Source organism: Acidobacteriota bacterium, from assembly GCA_038040445.1.
Classification (GTDB): domain Bacteria; phylum Acidobacteriota; class Blastocatellia; order UBA7656; family UBA7656; genus Onstottus_A; species Onstottus_A frigus.
In genome coordinates, this window is the sequence record JBBPIG010000004.1 from 19,773 (window position 1) to 35,106 (window position 15,334).

Genomic DNA, 15,334 nt, shown 5'->3' on the forward strand with positions numbered 1-15,334 from the left:
CCTGTTCTCGTCTATCGATTCCTTAGCCTGATCGTCGCGTTGTAGCTCACCTCGCGATAGCGCGGGTCTCCGATCGCGATACCGCTTGGCGCCGCGACCAACCGCACGTGAATCGCTTTATTCGTGTTGCTCGCCCCGTTCGGATCGGTGAAGGTCACGCTGCGAATATTTTCGGCGATGGTAACGCTCAACGGCGGCGTCACGGTGTTATCGTCCATCACGATCCAACTGTTGGCTGCATCCAACCGAAGCGTTACATTCTCAGATGTCACTATCACATCCGAGTTGGAGGAAATCGTCGCGGTGTTCAGCGTGTCTCCGTTCAAGTCGCTTCGAAGCTGGATCGACGAAGACGAGATCGCGGTCCCTGAAGCAGTCGCCGGCGCCAGCAACGAAACAAAGTTGGTGGGATTGACCGTCGTATTGGCGGTGGGATTCGTGCCCGCGCTGCGGATTATTTCGTTCAACCGCGCGACCGCGAAGCGAGCGTTGCGCTGGGCATCCGCGTACGCCTCCTCGTACCTGTAAGTCTGCTGGAACCTATTTAGCAGCGAAAACGCAATACCCACCACTATCGTCAACACCATTAGCGCTATGATTAGCTCCATCAAAGAGAAGCCGCTCTCATATTTTCTTTCCGGTTTCATAGATTGCTCAGTTCCTAACTATTATCGTCGTGACCGTGAACCCGCTCGCCAAATTTGGCGGGGCACCGATTTGCGCCACGTTGATCGTTACGTAGCGAACATCGGCGGTAGCCCCCTGCCTCACCTGCCAGGTGATATTAAGATCGCCCACAGGAGTTCCCGATGCCGTAGCGTGATGCGGGTTGGCTGGGTCAAGCGTGTAGGTGTATGTCGCCCCCACTGGTGTCGGCGTAGGTGTGGGGCTAGGTGTCGGGCTGGGGTTAGGCGTCGGGGCTGTCAATAAGTAAGCAGTGTTAGGCCGGGTAAAGTTCAAGATGGTTGGTTCCGATCCCGACACGCTCGCAACAGCCGGCACCGAGCCGCCAATCGTGAGCATAGGATCTGTTAAGGTCGGGGTCCATCGCGCCGTGCGAAGCCTGTCAACTTGATCCTGAGCAGCGGCCGCCAGCACGTTCAAAGTAGCCGAGATCGAATTGGCGCGAGAAACATAAGCCGATATTCCAACAATCGAGACGAGACCGAATGTGACGACCACTATCGCTATCAGCATCTCGATCATCGAGAACCCACTCTCGCCGGCACTGGGTTGTAAAAGCCTCTTGTCGAATTGTTTTTCAGTCATCGCTTCTACTCCTGATCACTGGACGCTAATCCTGCCTCGCAAGTTGACGCTCACCGTCGCGGACCTGCCAGAGCTTTGGAGCACCAGGTTCTGCGCTACAGCGCCGATAGGTAACTCGCCGCGCGAGTTGAAAGTAATCGCGATTGGATTGCCACCTGGGAAGGTTGTAGTGACTCCGTCCGGTAGGGTGCCCCAGTAATAGCCTCCTTGCAGAGGGTCGTCAGGATCACTCGTATCTGGGGCGCCGTCACCATTAAAATCAAACCCGTACCGGCCGGTATTATTATTGAAAGAAAACGTCACATTTCTGTTCTTAGCCATTGCAAGAGCGCGCACAGCGCTTAATCGTTCAGCCAAATGATCGGCGGCGCTGCGAAGGTTGTAGGCTCTTATCGCCCCGCTTACAGCAGGCAGCGTGAAGGCAGTCACGATAGCTACTACGAGAGTCACCATCACCACCTCGACTAGGGATACGCCGGCATCTGATCTTCCACTAGCTGTGGCTCGTGGTGTTTTGTTGAACATAATCACACTCCCTCATGGCGCGGATTGCCTCCATTGCTATCCAGCACGTTCAAGACGTCCTTTGGATCGAACAACCTGACTTAGAGCAATAGGGGTGCCGCTAGACAAGATGAATCGTCATGTGTCTGTGAGACCGGCGAAACGCAGCGGGCGGGCAACTCGACAACGACTGCGTCGGCGTTAGCTCCAACGAGGACGAAGAGAATCGCGGTTGGGGTTACCCGGTGAGGTAATCACCAGGGCTTGACCATCTGTCAAAAAGACTGGCGACAGTCCGCGCCCGCCGATTAGCGTACCTTACACGCCTGGTAATACGCTGAACGCGCTGTCACACAAGAACACAGTTTGGAGAGCGGGGGGGGCGGCTTTCGGCTTAACGGAATATGTCTTTGCAGTCTCCGCCTTGGACGCGGTCCTTGATGCATCGCAGCATCAAATCCTCAAGCTCACCCTTTGACGTGAGCGGAACCCATTCGCTGCCGGTGACCGCGTTTGTCATCCCCTCGAACTTGGCATAGACGCCGACCTGAGAACTCTTCGGCGTGGCCGGAGTGATCTGAAAGCGAAGCACGAATCGGCCCCTGACCCAGTTGCGCACATCGACCGCCGGCGTCTCGCAGTAGTGCCCGAGCTGACTCTTGGTTGCTATGCCCTTGATGAAAACGACGGACTTCGTGAGCAAAGTGCATTCGCCAGTTGTAGAGTTGCAGTCCTCCTTGTCGAGCGAAATCTCACGTGTTTCGAGCATCTGCTTCGTTATTGACAACACCTCATCGCGCGGCGAGAGGATAACCGAAGGGTTGGCCAGAGGCTTGACCGGCTTCGGCTTGCTAAACTCCATCTGCGCGAGCGCAGTCATGCATGTCAACAAAAGCGCGAGGACTACTCGTGAGGCGGGCGCAATTACTCGGTCGGACATTAACTTGTTCCTCTTAGCTGATGTGGACTGAACCATAGCAGCACCCCTGAGTTTATTCAAGGAACCCTCAGTGATCAGTCCTTACCCATACTCAGACGTGTCATCGACGATTGGCGCGGATCAGCATCTCAGTGCCGCTCTCAAGTTTCAGCTCCTTGCTACCCTCAATTGCTATCGAGCCCGCACCTGCCGCACCACCAACTATCATTCCGATAGCCGCGCCTTTTCCACCACCCGCAATTCCGCCGATCACAGCTCCGGCCACTGCGCCAATGCCACTTCGCTTGAGCGTCTGCTTTCCGCGGCCACCTGATTGGACGCGTCCTTCCTCATCGACGTTCTTCGCCGAGTCGGAATCATAGACGCGCACGACCTCGGCGCGCAGTGGGCCAGTCCGCCCATCCACAAGTCTAATGGAGTCGAAGGACAAGCTCATCGTCGTGCGTCCCTCAACGCGTCCTGACTTCGATATCGAGCGAATGTGGCCTGTTACTTTCGCCTCCTCGTAACGTGATGGATTAACCACCGTTGCGGTGAACCGGTCGCCAGCACGCGCTTCTTTGCTCGACAGGGTATCGTTGAGTCGTATTCGCAGTTGAGTCCCTGCAGGCACGAGCACCACCGTCGCAGGCCGCCGACGCGTGCGCCTCGTCTGGGCGTCCGCAGTGGAGTCCGGCAGCCCACCCAAAACAATCGCCGCCATCAGCATCAGCTTCGCAGCGGTAATCAAACTTCGTCTCATTTGCTTTCTCCTCGTTTAGTGCTGCCACAATAGAAGCGTCCCGTTAGGTGAATATTATACACACGTGCGAGCCAGGAAGGGCATGCGGCTCGCTCGCGGCAAGGTATCAGCGGGGGCGCTTGTGGTCGAGGCCCGCGCTTCAACGACCAGCTTCATCAATCCATCGGTGCGAAGTCTCTTTCAAATGATGTTGCCAGCCGATATAATTCCCCCTGCTCAGCGTACGAGCGCAGGGTAAGCGGATTAGACTGTTTTCTCTTGTACAAATGAACCGATTGACTGCACAAAGGATCAACCTTTATCTGGTGGCGTTCGCAGCCGCGATGGTGTTTTTCCCGGCGCTTCTCTCGCCTGGTGCGGCTTCGTCTGACATTAACCAACCAGCGCGGAGCGGCTCGATTCGCGATCAGAACTTAATCCTTTTCAAACGGGCGGCCCTCGACACAGCGGCGCGCCGCGATCTGGACACTTCAAGAGAAGACCAGCAGGTTATGTCCGCGATGAGTGTTTCGGCCTCGAAGCGCACGCGCATAGTTCAGTTCGCGGGTCCAATCAGATCAAAGTGGATTGATGCGCTTCACGCAGCCGGCGCCGAGATAGTCGGCTATATTCCGAACAACGCCTACATCATTCGAGGTGCTCCGCGCGATCTCGCGCGCGTGGCGAAGCTCAATGCCGGAGCGGATTGGGAAGACGCGCGCCCGATACGATGGATGGGTCGGCTGCTTGCAGTTCAAAAGCTCGACCCAACGTATACCGATGAAATGCTCGGCGGCCCGTCCCGAAGAGACGCCGAGGTAGAGATCGAGTTGATAGATTCAACCGATTCCGCGGCGGCAATTGAGGCGATCAATAGCACGGCATCGAGCATCAACCGCGAGCCCAGGAAGTTCCTCAACTTCGTTATTCTTTCGGTCACCTTGCGGACGGATCAATTGTTGGATATCGCCGGTCTCGATGAAGTGCTGTTCGTGAGTCCAGCTCCCAAACTGAGGTTGCATGATGAACGCGCGGCTCAAATAGTCGCTGGGAATTTGAGCGCGGACGGCAAGCAGCCAAGCGGGCCCGGCTACACGGCCTGGCTGGCGGAGAAAGGGTTGGACGGCCAGCCCGACTTTGTTATCGACTTCGCGGATTCGGGGCTCGATCGCGGGTCTGCTTCGCCAACCCAGCTTCACCCGGATTTTCTCGACTCGGCTCTCCGCAGCCGCGTGGCGTATATGTTCAACTATGCGACTGACGGGCTGATAGACGATCGGCCCGGGCACGGCACAATCGTGGCGTCAGTCGCCGCCGGGCGAGGCGACAGCAGCCGCGACGATGCGCCAGGCTATATGTACGGGTTGGGCGTCGATCCTGCCGCGAGGCTGGGCGTCTCTCGAATATTTGATGACAGAGGGCGGCAGCCGTCTACCTTGAGCTTTACCAGCGTCGCGTCTATCGCGTACGCTGCCGGCGCTCGTGCTTCGAATTGTAGTTGGGGCAGCTTTCTAAACACCTATGACGCCACAGCGCAGGAATACGATGCGCTTGTCCGGGACGCTCAACCGACGGTCTCCGGCAATCAAGAGATGATCTTCGTCTTTTCAGTCGGCAACACGGGCGCCGGGGGACATGTGGGGTCGCCCGGAACCGCGAAAAACGTCATCTCGGTTGCGGCGAGCGAGAACTACAGACCGGAAGGATTTGACTCTTGCGACTTCGACGGCGGCGGCGCAATAGGGCCGGACGGCGCGGACAGTGCACTCGATATCTTGAGGTTCTCATCGGGAGGGCCGACCGCGGACGGGCGTGCGAAGCCCGACATCGCGGCGCCTGGAACACACGTCTACGGCGCCGCGTCTCAATCACGGGGCTTCTTCGGCGAAGGTTTGTGCGCGGGCCGACCCGTTTTTCAGCCGCCAGACCAGTCGCTCTACACGTGGTCTTCAGGAACGAGCCTGGCTGCGCCTCACATCACCGGAGCGGCGTCGCTTGTGCGAAGGTACTTTGTCTCGCGGAACGTGCTTGGAGACGCTCGCGCGCCCTCGCCGGCGATGACCAAGGCTTACCTGATCAACTCTGCTTCCTACATGACCGGTGAGAATGCTGGTGGAAACCTACCGGGTGAAAGGCAGGGCTGGGGTCTTGTGGACCTGTCCCGGTCGTTTGACGGCGCGCCGAGAGAGCTGGTTGATCAGACAAAGCTGTTCACGGAAAGCGGCCAGGCGTTTGAGGTGCAAGGCTCGCTCGCTGACCGGTCGCGTCCGTTGCGGGTGACGCTTGCGTGGACCGACGCACCCGGATCGCTTGTTGGACCGGCCATAGTCAACGACCTTGACCTCGAAATTGTAGTCGGCGGCGTGACCGTGTATCGCGGCAACAACTTCGCAGGCGCCTACTCAGTCGAAGGGGGCGAGGCTGACAGACTCAACAACGTTGAGTCGATCTATCTTCCACCAGACGCGATACCTCAAGGTTTTCAAGGCGACCTCACAATCACGGTGCGCGCGGCAAACATCGCGGGCGACGGAGTGCCTGGGAACGAAACGAGTCTCGATCAGGACTTTGCCCTGGTAGTCTACAATATTGCGGCGACCGTCCCGCCTCCTCCTCCGCCACCTCCAAGAAATGGCCCGCTCATCTTCGGCGTGACCTACGTGAAGAAAACCATCACAATCGTGGGACGCGATTTCACTGCCGCCGCTCTAGTGGAAATAAACGGACGGATGATCGACCGGCTTTTTGAGTTTGACTCAACGGCCAATTCTCTGCGCATCAGGCTGAAACGCGGCAAACTCAACCTGGGCGACGGTGATAATCACATCGTCTTGATTGAGAACCACGAGCGGTCGCAGCCTTTCGTGCTGCGGCTCTGAGTTGGAAGGTAGAAAGCAGAAGAGCAGCAAGTTCCGCCCTCCGATTCACGGCCTGATATTGTAATACCTGATCTTGCTATTAAGCGTAGTGGTGTTCATCCCAAGCAGCTTGGCCGCGCGTGATTGATGACCGCCAGTTATCTCGAGCGCACGGCGGATTAACTCAATCTGGAACCGGTTTACTTCATCGTAGAAAGATATTCCGTGCGACAGGTCGATCTGGGTTGCCACCTTCTGCCCTCCAACCTGCGCGGCGGCGCGCTGAGGATTGATGACTTCTTCGCGCAAGTCTTCCTTTTCGATCGTCTTTCCGCGCGCAATGATGACCGCGCGCTCCATCACGTTCTCAAGCTCGCGCACGTTGCCCGGCCAGTTATGGGCCTCGAGCGCAGACAGGACCGCGGCGCCGATGTGATCTGAGATCTCCCGCTTGTTTTCCGCGGCGTACTTGCGAATGAAGTGCTGAGCAAGCGGAAGAATATCTTCGCGGCGCTCTCGAAGCGGGGGCAGAGCTATTGAAATCACGTTGAGCCGGTAAAAGAGATCTTCGCGAAAGCTGCCTTCATCCACCGCTTGCTTGAGATCGACGTTGGTCGCCGCGATGATTCGCACGTCAACCTGGCGGCGCGTGGTATCGCCGAGCGGCGAGAAGTCGCGTTCCTGAATGACGCGCAGCAGCTTCGCTTGCGTCTCCATCGAGATGTTTCCAATCTCGTCGAGGAAAATCGAACCGCCGTCAGCAACTTCGAAATAGCCTTTCCTGGCTGCGATGGCGCCAGTGAACGCTCCGCGAACGTGGCCAAACAACTCCGATTCCAACAACTCGGTGGGTAGGTTCGCTGAGTTGACGGTGATGAACGGCTTATCGGATCGCGCGCTTTGATTGTGGATTGCGCGAGCGATCAACTCCTTGCCAGTCCCGCTCTCGCCGGTGACCAGGATTGTGCTGCGCGCGGGCGCAACCTGCTCGAGAAAGGTAAGGATCTCGAGCATCTTTTCGCTGCGCGCAACGGTCTCTCTGGGTTCGGTGCTGCGCTTGAGAGTCTGCTTCAGCGTGCGCCGCTCTTCGTCTTTGCGGCGGCGGCGTATGCCCGCGGTGACGAGCTTGAGGATCTCTTTGTTGTCGAACGGCTTGCTGATGCACGTGAAGGCGCCCCGCTGCATTGCGGAGATGGCGGTGTCGAAGGTCGCGTAGGCCGTTATCATTACCACCACAGCCTCGCCATCGAGCTTGAGTATTTCTTCGAGCGCCCTCAAGCCGCCCATGCCTGGCATTGAGACATCGAGCAAGACCAGGTCGTATGCGCGCTGCTGAAGCTTTTCCAGCCCTTCCTCGCCGCTCCTGGCAAGATCAACCTGATAGCCTTCGGCCGACAGCAAGCTATCGAGCACGTCACGCATTACTTCCTCGTCGTCCACAACGAGGATGCTGCCTTTCTTTGCCATACGAGTGAATGTTACCAACTAGCCGCAAGCGTGTACCAGCGGACGACTCGATTGAGGAAAGTCAATCGCTCGCCGCCTGCAGCTGGCGCGCGAAGGCGGTGGGTAGCTTGATGGTAAAGTGCGCGCCTTCCCCTGGGCGGCTCTCAACGAAGATGCGGCCGTTGTGCTCCTGGATAATTCCATAAGACAACGCGAGGCCGAGACCCGTGCCTTGACCAACTCCTTTCGTCGTGAAGAACGGATCATAGATCCGCGCGATATTCTCAGGCGCGATGCCCTCACCGGTGTCCCTAAAGTCGATAACCAGCGAACTGTCGGCGGCGCGCGTGTGTATCGTCAGCCGCCCGCCGTTGGGCATCGCGTCGCGCGCGTTTAGTATCAGGTTCATGAACACCTGTTGAAGCTTCGACGCGCTGCCGTATGCCTGATGAAGGTGCTCGCCGTAGTTGCGCGTAATTTGGAATCTCGCGTTCCGTAGCTGCGGCTCCAGCAACTGAATCGTGTCATCGAGAACGCGATTGATATCGACTTCGCGGAATTCAGCGTCGCCTGTGCGGGAAAAGTTCAGCAGGTTATTAACTATCCCCGATGCCCGAAGTGTCTGAGCATGAATCTTCTCGAGGAGCTTGCGCTTGGGATCGTTCTCCTGGACCTGTTGCAGCAGCATCTGCGCATAAGACGAAATCCCCGCGAGGGGGGTGTTGACTTCATGCGCGACTCCCGCTGCCAGCAATCCGATCGACGAGAGCTTCTCGCGCTCGAGCAACTGCTGTTCGAGTTGCGCGCGCTCGGTCACGTTTTCGATCACCACAAGAGTGCCGGTCACCACGCCGCGAGCGGCTTCAAACGGCGCAAGCGAGATATTGAGCGTCAGCGGGCGGCCGTCCTCGGTCGAAGCATTGTATTTGTAGAGATGCCTGGTGTCGCGAATCGCCCAACCTTCCTGACCGATCACATTCCGGATGGTCTCAATCAAGTCGCGGTCGAAAATATCGTCAATGCTGCGGCGCAACGCCTGCTCGCGCGCGACTCCCAAAATCTCTTCAAGAGAGCTGTTCCAGGTCGTAATCCGGCCGTCGAAATCAACAACGAGTATGCCGACATTGACACTTTCGATGATGTTCTCGGAGAACTCCTTGAGCCGGGCAAGCTCTTCAGCCTTCTCCATCTCGGACCGGTACAGCAGACTATTGTCGATCGCGACTGCGACGTAGCCCGATACCGCTCTCAACAAATCCGTATCTTCGCTGGTGAGCATCGCGCCGGTTGTCGTGCGCCCGATCCCAATGATGGCCACCATCCGGTCTCTCACCACACACGGCACATAGTAGTGAAGCTGTTCGTATCCCCGGGCCAATGACTCGACTTCATCATTGTCTAAGAAGGAGTCTTGTTCCCTGCGCAGATCGTGGGCCACGATGAAGCCCCGTCCCGCTGAGCGGATTCGAATCGTCTGCTTTACGTCCTCCGGCAGACTCACATCGCCATCGATGCCAGGCCCATGCGCAAGTCGAAACCCTGAAGCCGTGCCCGCATCTTCGATGAAGATTGCGACCTTGCCGACCGAAAGCATGTCCGATAACCGCCGGACAAGCGAGTCGAGCAATTGCGGAAGCGCCGTCGTTTGCGAGAGCGTTCTCCCAAAATCCTGAAGCCCGGTTCGCATCGTGTATCTCTCGCCGTAGAACCAGCGGTCGGCCCATACCTGAAGCCTGTTCTTGATCGGCGCGAACAGCATCGCCACGATGAGCATTCCCGCGACGACCACCACGCGCGTCCGCCAGGAGTTCAGGTCTGCGGTCTTCCAGATGAATCTCACAAGATCGCCCACGCCGAGCAGCACCGCCATGTAGATCGCGGCCACCGCGAGGCTCGCCATAGCATGCACGAAGCTCCGTCGCATTATCACGTCGACGTCCATCAGACGGTAGCGGATTATCGAGTAGCCAAACGAGAATGGGATCAGGATCAGCGGCCCGTAAGCGACCGTCTCCATCACCGGAGTGATCTCGAGGTTCGAGACGTAAGGAACCAGATACAACAATGCGAACGGCAGCCCTGACAGCCCGAGTCCCCAAATGATCCACTTGAGCTGCTGGCGAAGCAGCGGCTTCTCAGCTCGAAGGAATGTTCGCAGAAGAAGCATGCTTCCGATGATGAAGAAGACTGCGCCGTGAGCCAGCTCCACCTTTCCAAGCGTATTGCCCCAGTCAACGAGCGATGCCTTGCCGAAGAGAGACGCGTCCGCTCCTAGCTTAAAGTCAGGTTTGTAGTGCCAGAAAGCTTGAATAGTAATGAGGGCGAGCGCGGGAACGTATAGCGCTGCGATTACCGGCCGCAGCCGTACTGTCAATCCACGTCCCGATGGAAAGTTCGCGCAGAAGTGCAGGAATAGAGGCGCCAGCAGGGCCCATGCCGCGCCATCAAGAAAGCTCGCCAGCTTATCGAGTTTTGTGAACTCGAAGGTGGAGCTGTAGAAATACCCTACGAATGAAAGCAGCGACCACGCGTAGAAGTGGTAGGTCAGCGCGGCACGCCGCTGCTTGAAAAGCACAAATAACCCGATCGCTAGATAAACGAATCCGATAAACGCCAGATAGAGCCCGCGCCCGAGATGCTGGTCGCGACCGACGACCTTGAAGTCCACATCGTAAATCGGATGCTTAATTCCGTAGAGGTCCTTGAGAACCGCATCTTGATGCACAATCGCATAGCGCGCATTGTTCCCCACACCCTGGTTCTCAAGATACCGAGAGAGCGTTTCCGCCCGGGCGACTACCTCATAGTCAAGATTGCGAGAGTCCGGTTTGCTTCGCGCAGCGTCATCGCCAATATAGAAGAACGCTCTGACGTAGTCACCTTTCCTTACGGCTGAGGCGAGAGGTGAATCCGCGGTGACCGACTTGGCTTGAACACCGTCGGAGGTATCGACCCATTCAATTCCATCATCGGCTACGGGTGGCAGGCTCAAACGATCACGCAGGTTGAGAGTACCTATCACGACAAGCGCGACGGTTACCGCCAGGATGGCGACAAGCTTGGTCGTGCTCATCAGATCTTTCATGCTCAAGCCCCTTTGCATGCTTCAGCCAAGATGGAGGGCACCGGCAGCCTGTGCTGCGTTGGTGCAACTGCTATTCCCGGTCTTGCTCTCACTTACCGCTAACTAAACCAAGGCTTTAACTCCGCCGTACGAATATGTTAAGGCGCCGGCTTCCATATTTTCGGACGAGACTCCAATTTTTTGGATATCAACAAGTCCTTCTTTTAAACCAAGAAACCGACGGATCGATCGATGTATAGCCGTGGGAGCAGGGGAGTTGAACTCAAAGCGACTTCAGGGTGTTTTGTGAACTCGAATCAAACGAGGGATCACCTAAGCCCGGAACCGCTTTACTAGAATCTAAGCGACAACCCGACGCGGACCAGCCTATGGAAGCGGCTCGCCACCAGTTCCTGGCGTTCATCGCTAATAGAGGCCTGTTGGTCGAACAGATTTCGCAGATCGATGACCGCAGCCCATTGTCCCGGTATGAAGCTAATGCTGGGCAGCTCCTGGGTCAGCGAAACGCTCAGGTTTGGATCATAAGTGGAGATCTGTCCCTGAAAGGGATCTATCGCGAACACGGCCTGTCCGGGGGAAAGCCTCAGAACAGTCGAGACTCTTGTCCCGGTGCCGACAAAGTTCGCGTCCAGCTTCGTTGAGACGACATGGAAGAGCCCGTTGCTGAAGAGATTCGCCGGGGTCGTTATGCCTCGTCTATCAAGTCGCTGCCCCTCGCCAAACGAATAGCCGATAGAGCCGTCAATCACTTTGTTGACGTGTCTATGGTAAACAACACGCAGCCCGCGAGTGCGCCCCGATTGCTCTTCGCTGCGAAACGCCGGATTAGCTTGAGAGGCGTCGTTCGGGACAGCAAGTAGCCCGACGCCGTGGCCTGAGACCGTATCGAAGAAAGCCATCATTTCGAGCGACGATTTGTCCGATAGTATTTGTTCGCCTCCGAACTCGAGTCGGTAGCTACGCTCCATCACTGGCTGGCCTCCAGCAAGCGCCACCGGTTTCGGTTCAGAGAATTCTATTTCGCCCGACTCAAGATTGACTCTTGACTGAGTATCACTGGAGGAGCCAGGCACTAGCCCGGCAAACACCCGGGTGCGCGTTCCTGCGTCAAGCGCTACGCCGAACCTGGGCAAAAAGCTTGTGCCGGATCCTCTTTCGGCGAAACGCGCGAACTCCAGCCCGTAAACGATCAGCACGGGGCCGGAGACCTGCCAGGTGTCCGTTGCCGAAATCGAGAACTGCCCAAGCCTCGGGGTCGCGCTGTGCCGCGAGAACGTGAAACGTCCATAGCCCATCGCAACCGATAGGCGATGCCGATCGCCCGCATGCACCGTGGTCCGGGCCGTCAAACTCTGGGGCGCTCCATTGCCATAACCAAGCTGCCCGCTTACTAAAAGATTGGCATCTTTCCCGATCTGTTCTGAGACCGCGAAATTCGCTCCTGCGAATGAGCCACCGTCGGCGTTACCGCTTGCAGTGGTCTGCGCAAACGTATTCACCGCACCGTGCAGCTCTGTAGAGCGCGCGGTCAGCGCGACAGTCGATGAGTCCGGCGCTGCCGAGACGTCCTTCTTCGTTTCATCATAATGGAAGATCGAGCCACGAACGCGGCGCGCGGCGTATTTCGAATCGAGGTTTAGATTCGTCTCGTCGCCCAGTGTGGTTATCCGTCGCAAGAATATGGAATCGAATACGGTGACCTTGTTAGGCTTCACGTCCGCCGCAAGCTCGACCGGGTCGAAGCCCTCGGCCTCAGCTTTCACGCGGTAGCGACCAGGAGTGATGCCCGCCGCGGTGAACTTTCCTTCGCCGTCGGTGCTGGCTCGCTTAACAACCTTGTCGACTTTAGCTGCTTCAGCTTCAGCCAGAACCACGACGGCAGCTCCAATCAGCGGGCTGCCGCTGCCATCCATCACAATGCCGCGTATGGATCCGCGGCCCCCGGCAGCTTGTGCTGGTACGCTGGCGTACGCGATTACTCCAACAGCGATTAGCGCCCACAGTCTTGTCGCTTGTCTCATAGGTCACCTATATCTGAGAAACAGAGGTCTAATCCGCGGTAGTCATAATTCTATCATCCGACCTCGATGTGTCAAGCAGGCCTGACTCCCTAAACCACGCCGCAAGCCGGCGAAAAGCGTGGCCGCGGTGACTCACGTCCACCTTCTCCGATCGTGTGAGTTCCGCGAAGGTCTTCTCCAACGGTTCGTAGAAAAAAATGGGGTCGAAGCCGAAACCATTTACGCCGCGTTCGGTCTTGAGAATGACCCCATGCACTTCGTCCAGAAATACCTTCTCTCCGCCTTCCCACACAACAGCGGCGGCGCAAACGAACCGAGCGCGCCGAAGTTGTTCCGGTAGATCCTTCATCTCATCAAGCAACTTCGCTATCCGGTCGCTATCGCATGAGCTTTCTCCCGCATAGCGCGCTGAGTAAATGCCAGGGGCCCCGCCAAGCGCTTCGACTTCGAGCCCGGAATCGTCCGCAACAGTCGGGAGGCCTGAGACCCGATAGTAGTGCCGGGCTTTCAGCAGGGCGTTCTCTACAAACGTCGAGCCTGTTTCTATTTCTTCGGTCGAGTCTGAATCGCTTAGGCCGGCCACTTCAATCCGTTGTTCACCCAGTATTTGTCTCAATTCGGCGAGCTTGCCTTGATTGGTCGTGGCCAGCAGGATACGCATACGCTCAGTATACCATTTCAACTTTCTGGCCGACTCGCCCAAAAACTCTTGCCAGCTCGCTTGGAACTAGAACCATTCGGGAAAATATTCTTGCGGACTGTGGCAAATTGGGTCAGTCGATTCTCGTTCGAACGCGATGCGAACGTGGACGATCAACGGCAAGACGGACGGTAAATATTTCTTCCAACTTATGTACTTTTTACACGTGAGCGAGCCTCTCTCGCATGGTGGCGGATGCTCATCCGAGCAATAAGTCATCCGAAACATTGAGCAGCGTAACCGGAATGAGTGCTTCTCAACTCGTGGCCTGTCGCTTGCTCGACAGTGGATGGGGCAAGAGAAACGGGTGATGACAACATCACTTCCTGTTCTCGATTCTCGGCTGCTGTGATGAGGACAGTAGCCCGAGACAAAAGGCGACGCAGTCTTCCCACGCTGCGTCGCCTCTTTTTTTCCGCTCAGTCCTGCGTAGCGATTGCCGTTTCCCGGCTGGCCGTTCTCTTTGAGTGGTTCCGTTTCGCATCTCCAGCTTGACACCCCATTTGCAGCGCCGATATGTTCAAGCTTCGAAACAGTTCGAGGCTCTTAATGCTGGATCAGCGAGGAGATAGGTCAATAGGCATCGGTCCCATAAGATTCGACCCGCTGATCGATGAATTCAACGCGGCCTTGACGTGACACGTCGGCGGCAGAGCTTCCTCTCCACATCGGTGTTACCCGCTATGCGCACAACCGCCGTAAAACTTGGCTCGCGCAGCTATCAGGTTCAAATCTCCTCCGGCTTGCTGGACGAACTAGGTGCCCTCGCACGCGGCGCGCTCGGCGAGAATACCAGACACGCCATTGTTGTGAGCAACTTGACTGTGGACTCGATCTACGGCGGCCGCGCTGTTAAATCGTTAGCCGGCGCCGGCTTCAAAGTTAGTCGTTTTTCAATTGGCGACGGCGAGCGGTTTAAGAACCTGCGCACCGCGGAGTCATTGTTTGCGTTCTTGATCGAGCGGCGCATTGAACGCTCCGACGTTATCGTCGCGATGGGTGGAGGTGTTGTCGGCGATCTCGCCGGTTTTGTCGCCGCGACTTACCTGCGCGGCATACGCCTGATTCAGGTTCCAACTACGCTGCTCGCTCAGATAGACAGCTCAGTCGGAGGGAAAACTGCGGTCAATCATCCTCTTGGTAAGAACCTGATAGGCGCTTTCCACCAACCTTCGCTTGTGGCCATCGATCCCGAGATGCTTCGCTCGCTTCCCGCGCGCCAAATGCAATCGGGACTCTACGAGGCCATCAAGTACGGCGTGATTGGCGATCGTCGATTGTTCAATCGAATCGCGCTGAACATCGACGAGTTGAAAGAATTTGAATCCGCCGAACTGGAGCACGTAATCGCGCGCTGTTGCGCCATCAAAGCCCGCGTGGTGCAACGCGATGAGCGCGAGGGCGGGCTCCGGCGAATCCTGAACTTCGGCCACACCGTCGGGCACTCTCTCGAAGCGGTTACACACTACCGGCGCTTTCTCCACGGCGAAGCAGTTGGCCACGGCATGCGCGCCGCATCGCGCATAGCGGAACGGTTGGGGCTTCTTGGGACCAGCGACCGTCAGATGATCGAGACCGCGATTGCCAGCGTCGGAGGGCTTCCAAGCGCCAATACTCTTGCGCTCGATGATATAATCTCAGCAATGCATCGCGACAAAAAGGTCGAATCCGGCCGAGCCGCATTCGTGCTGCCGGTTGAGATAGGAAAAGTCGTGATCAGATCGAACGTGCCCCCGCAGGTCGTTAGAGCAGCCCTCAAAGACACTTTCAGATGAGAGAGGATTGAAGCG

11 protein-coding genes are annotated in these 15,334 nt (G+C 57.2%); 2 read left to right on the forward strand and 9 right to left on the reverse strand.

Features of this window, described 5'->3' with window-relative positions; translation table 11 throughout:
- Positions 1-11: 11 nt before the first annotated feature.
- From AABO57_05480 to AABO57_05500, 5 genes are all read right to left on the reverse strand, one after another.
- Complete coding sequence (locus tag AABO57_05480; GenBank protein ID MEK6285173.1) at positions 12-647, reverse strand: prepilin-type N-terminal cleavage/methylation domain-containing protein; 636 nt, start codon at positions 645-647, stop codon at positions 12-14.
- 7 nt (positions 648-654) lie between these two features.
- Positions 655-1,269 (reverse strand): prepilin-type N-terminal cleavage/methylation domain-containing protein, encoded by a 615-nt coding sequence (locus AABO57_05485; GenBank protein MEK6285174.1) that lies wholly within the window; start codon positions 1,267-1,269, stop codon positions 655-657.
- 15 nt (positions 1,270-1,284) lie between these two features.
- Positions 1,285-1,794 (reverse strand): GspH/FimT family protein, encoded by a 510-nt coding sequence (locus AABO57_05490; protein MEK6285175.1) that lies wholly within the window; start codon positions 1,792-1,794, stop codon positions 1,285-1,287.
- Positions 1,795-2,167: 373 nt separating this feature from the next.
- Positions 2,168-2,713: a hypothetical protein gene (locus tag AABO57_05495; GenBank protein MEK6285176.1), complete on the reverse strand. Its 546-nt coding sequence runs from the start codon at positions 2,711-2,713 to the stop codon at positions 2,168-2,170.
- A 100-nt stretch (positions 2,714-2,813) separates the two neighbouring features.
- On the reverse strand, positions 2,814-3,455 hold the full coding sequence (locus AABO57_05500; protein MEK6285177.1) for a hypothetical protein: 642 nt from the start codon (positions 3,453-3,455) through the stop codon (positions 2,814-2,816).
- Positions 3,456-3,730: 275 nt separating this feature from the next.
- Here AABO57_05500 and AABO57_05505 point away from each other — a divergent pair, with 275 nt between their 5' ends.
- Positions 3,731-6,313, forward strand: coding sequence for a S8 family serine peptidase (locus AABO57_05505; GenBank protein MEK6285178.1), 2,583 nt, complete (start codon positions 3,731-3,733; stop codon positions 6,311-6,313).
- Between the two features lie 45 nt (positions 6,314-6,358).
- On the opposite strand, the gene AABO57_05510 is transcribed toward AABO57_05505, so the two are convergent.
- The 4 genes from AABO57_05510 to rdgB form a co-directional block, all read right to left on the reverse strand.
- The gene (locus AABO57_05510) at positions 6,359-7,759 is read right to left on the reverse strand and encodes a sigma-54 dependent transcriptional regulator (protein ID MEK6285179.1); all 1,401 of its coding nucleotides are present in this window, start codon (positions 7,757-7,759) and stop codon (positions 6,359-6,361) included.
- 61 nt (positions 7,760-7,820) lie between these two features.
- Positions 7,821-10,823 carry an ATP-binding protein gene (locus AABO57_05515; protein ID MEK6285180.1) on the reverse strand — a complete coding sequence of 1,001 codons (3,003 nt, stop codon included), beginning with the start codon at positions 10,821-10,823 and terminating at the stop codon, positions 7,821-7,823.
- Positions 10,824-11,155: 332 nt separating this feature from the next.
- Positions 11,156-12,844 (reverse strand): carboxypeptidase-like regulatory domain-containing protein, encoded by a 1,689-nt coding sequence (locus AABO57_05520; protein MEK6285181.1) that lies wholly within the window; start codon positions 12,842-12,844, stop codon positions 11,156-11,158.
- 28 nt (positions 12,845-12,872) lie between these two features.
- A complete protein-coding gene (gene rdgB / locus AABO57_05525) occupies positions 12,873-13,505 on the reverse strand; it encodes an RdgB/HAM1 family non-canonical purine NTP pyrophosphatase (protein MEK6285182.1) in 633 nt (210 codons plus the stop codon).
- 722 nt (positions 13,506-14,227) lie between these two features.
- Between rdgB and aroB the strand changes: the two genes are divergently transcribed.
- The gene (gene aroB, locus AABO57_05530; protein MEK6285183.1) at positions 14,228-15,319 is read left to right on the forward strand and encodes a 3-dehydroquinate synthase; all 1,092 of its coding nucleotides are present in this window, start codon (positions 14,228-14,230) and stop codon (positions 15,317-15,319) included.
- Positions 15,320-15,334 lie beyond the last annotated feature (15 nt).

Excerpts from the sequence above, each read along its gene's own strand:
- AABO57_05480 (MEK6285173.1), bottom strand. The coding sequence starts at position 647 with ATGAAACCGGAAAGAAAATATGAGAGCGGCTTCTCTTTGATGGAGCTA.
- AABO57_05485 (MEK6285174.1), bottom strand. The coding sequence starts at position 1,269 with ATGACTGAAAAACAATTCGACAAGAGGCTTTTACAACCCAGTGCCGGC.
- AABO57_05490 (MEK6285175.1), bottom strand. The coding sequence starts at position 1,794 with ATGTTCAACAAAACACCACGAGCCACAGCTAGTGGAAGATCAGATGCC.
- AABO57_05495 (MEK6285176.1), bottom strand. The coding sequence starts at position 2,713 with ATGTCCGACCGAGTAATTGCGCCCGCCTCACGAGTAGTCCTCGCGCTT.
- AABO57_05500 (MEK6285177.1), bottom strand. The coding sequence starts at position 3,455 with ATGAGACGAAGTTTGATTACCGCTGCGAAGCTGATGCTGATGGCGGCG.
- AABO57_05510 (MEK6285179.1), bottom strand. The coding sequence starts at position 7,759 with ATGGCAAAGAAAGGCAGCATCCTCGTTGTGGACGACGAGGAAGTAATG.
- AABO57_05515 (MEK6285180.1), bottom strand. The coding sequence starts at position 10,823 with ATGAAAGATCTGATGAGCACGACCAAGCTTGTCGCCATCCTGGCGGTA.
- AABO57_05520 (MEK6285181.1), bottom strand. The coding sequence starts at position 12,844 with ATGAGACAAGCGACAAGACTGTGGGCGCTAATCGCTGTTGGAGTAATC.
- rdgB (MEK6285182.1), bottom strand. The coding sequence starts at position 13,505 with ATGCGTATCCTGCTGGCCACGACCAATCAAGGCAAGCTCGCCGAATTG.
- aroB (MEK6285183.1), top strand. The coding sequence starts at position 14,228 with ATGCGCACAACCGCCGTAAAACTTGGCTCGCGCAGCTATCAGGTTCAA.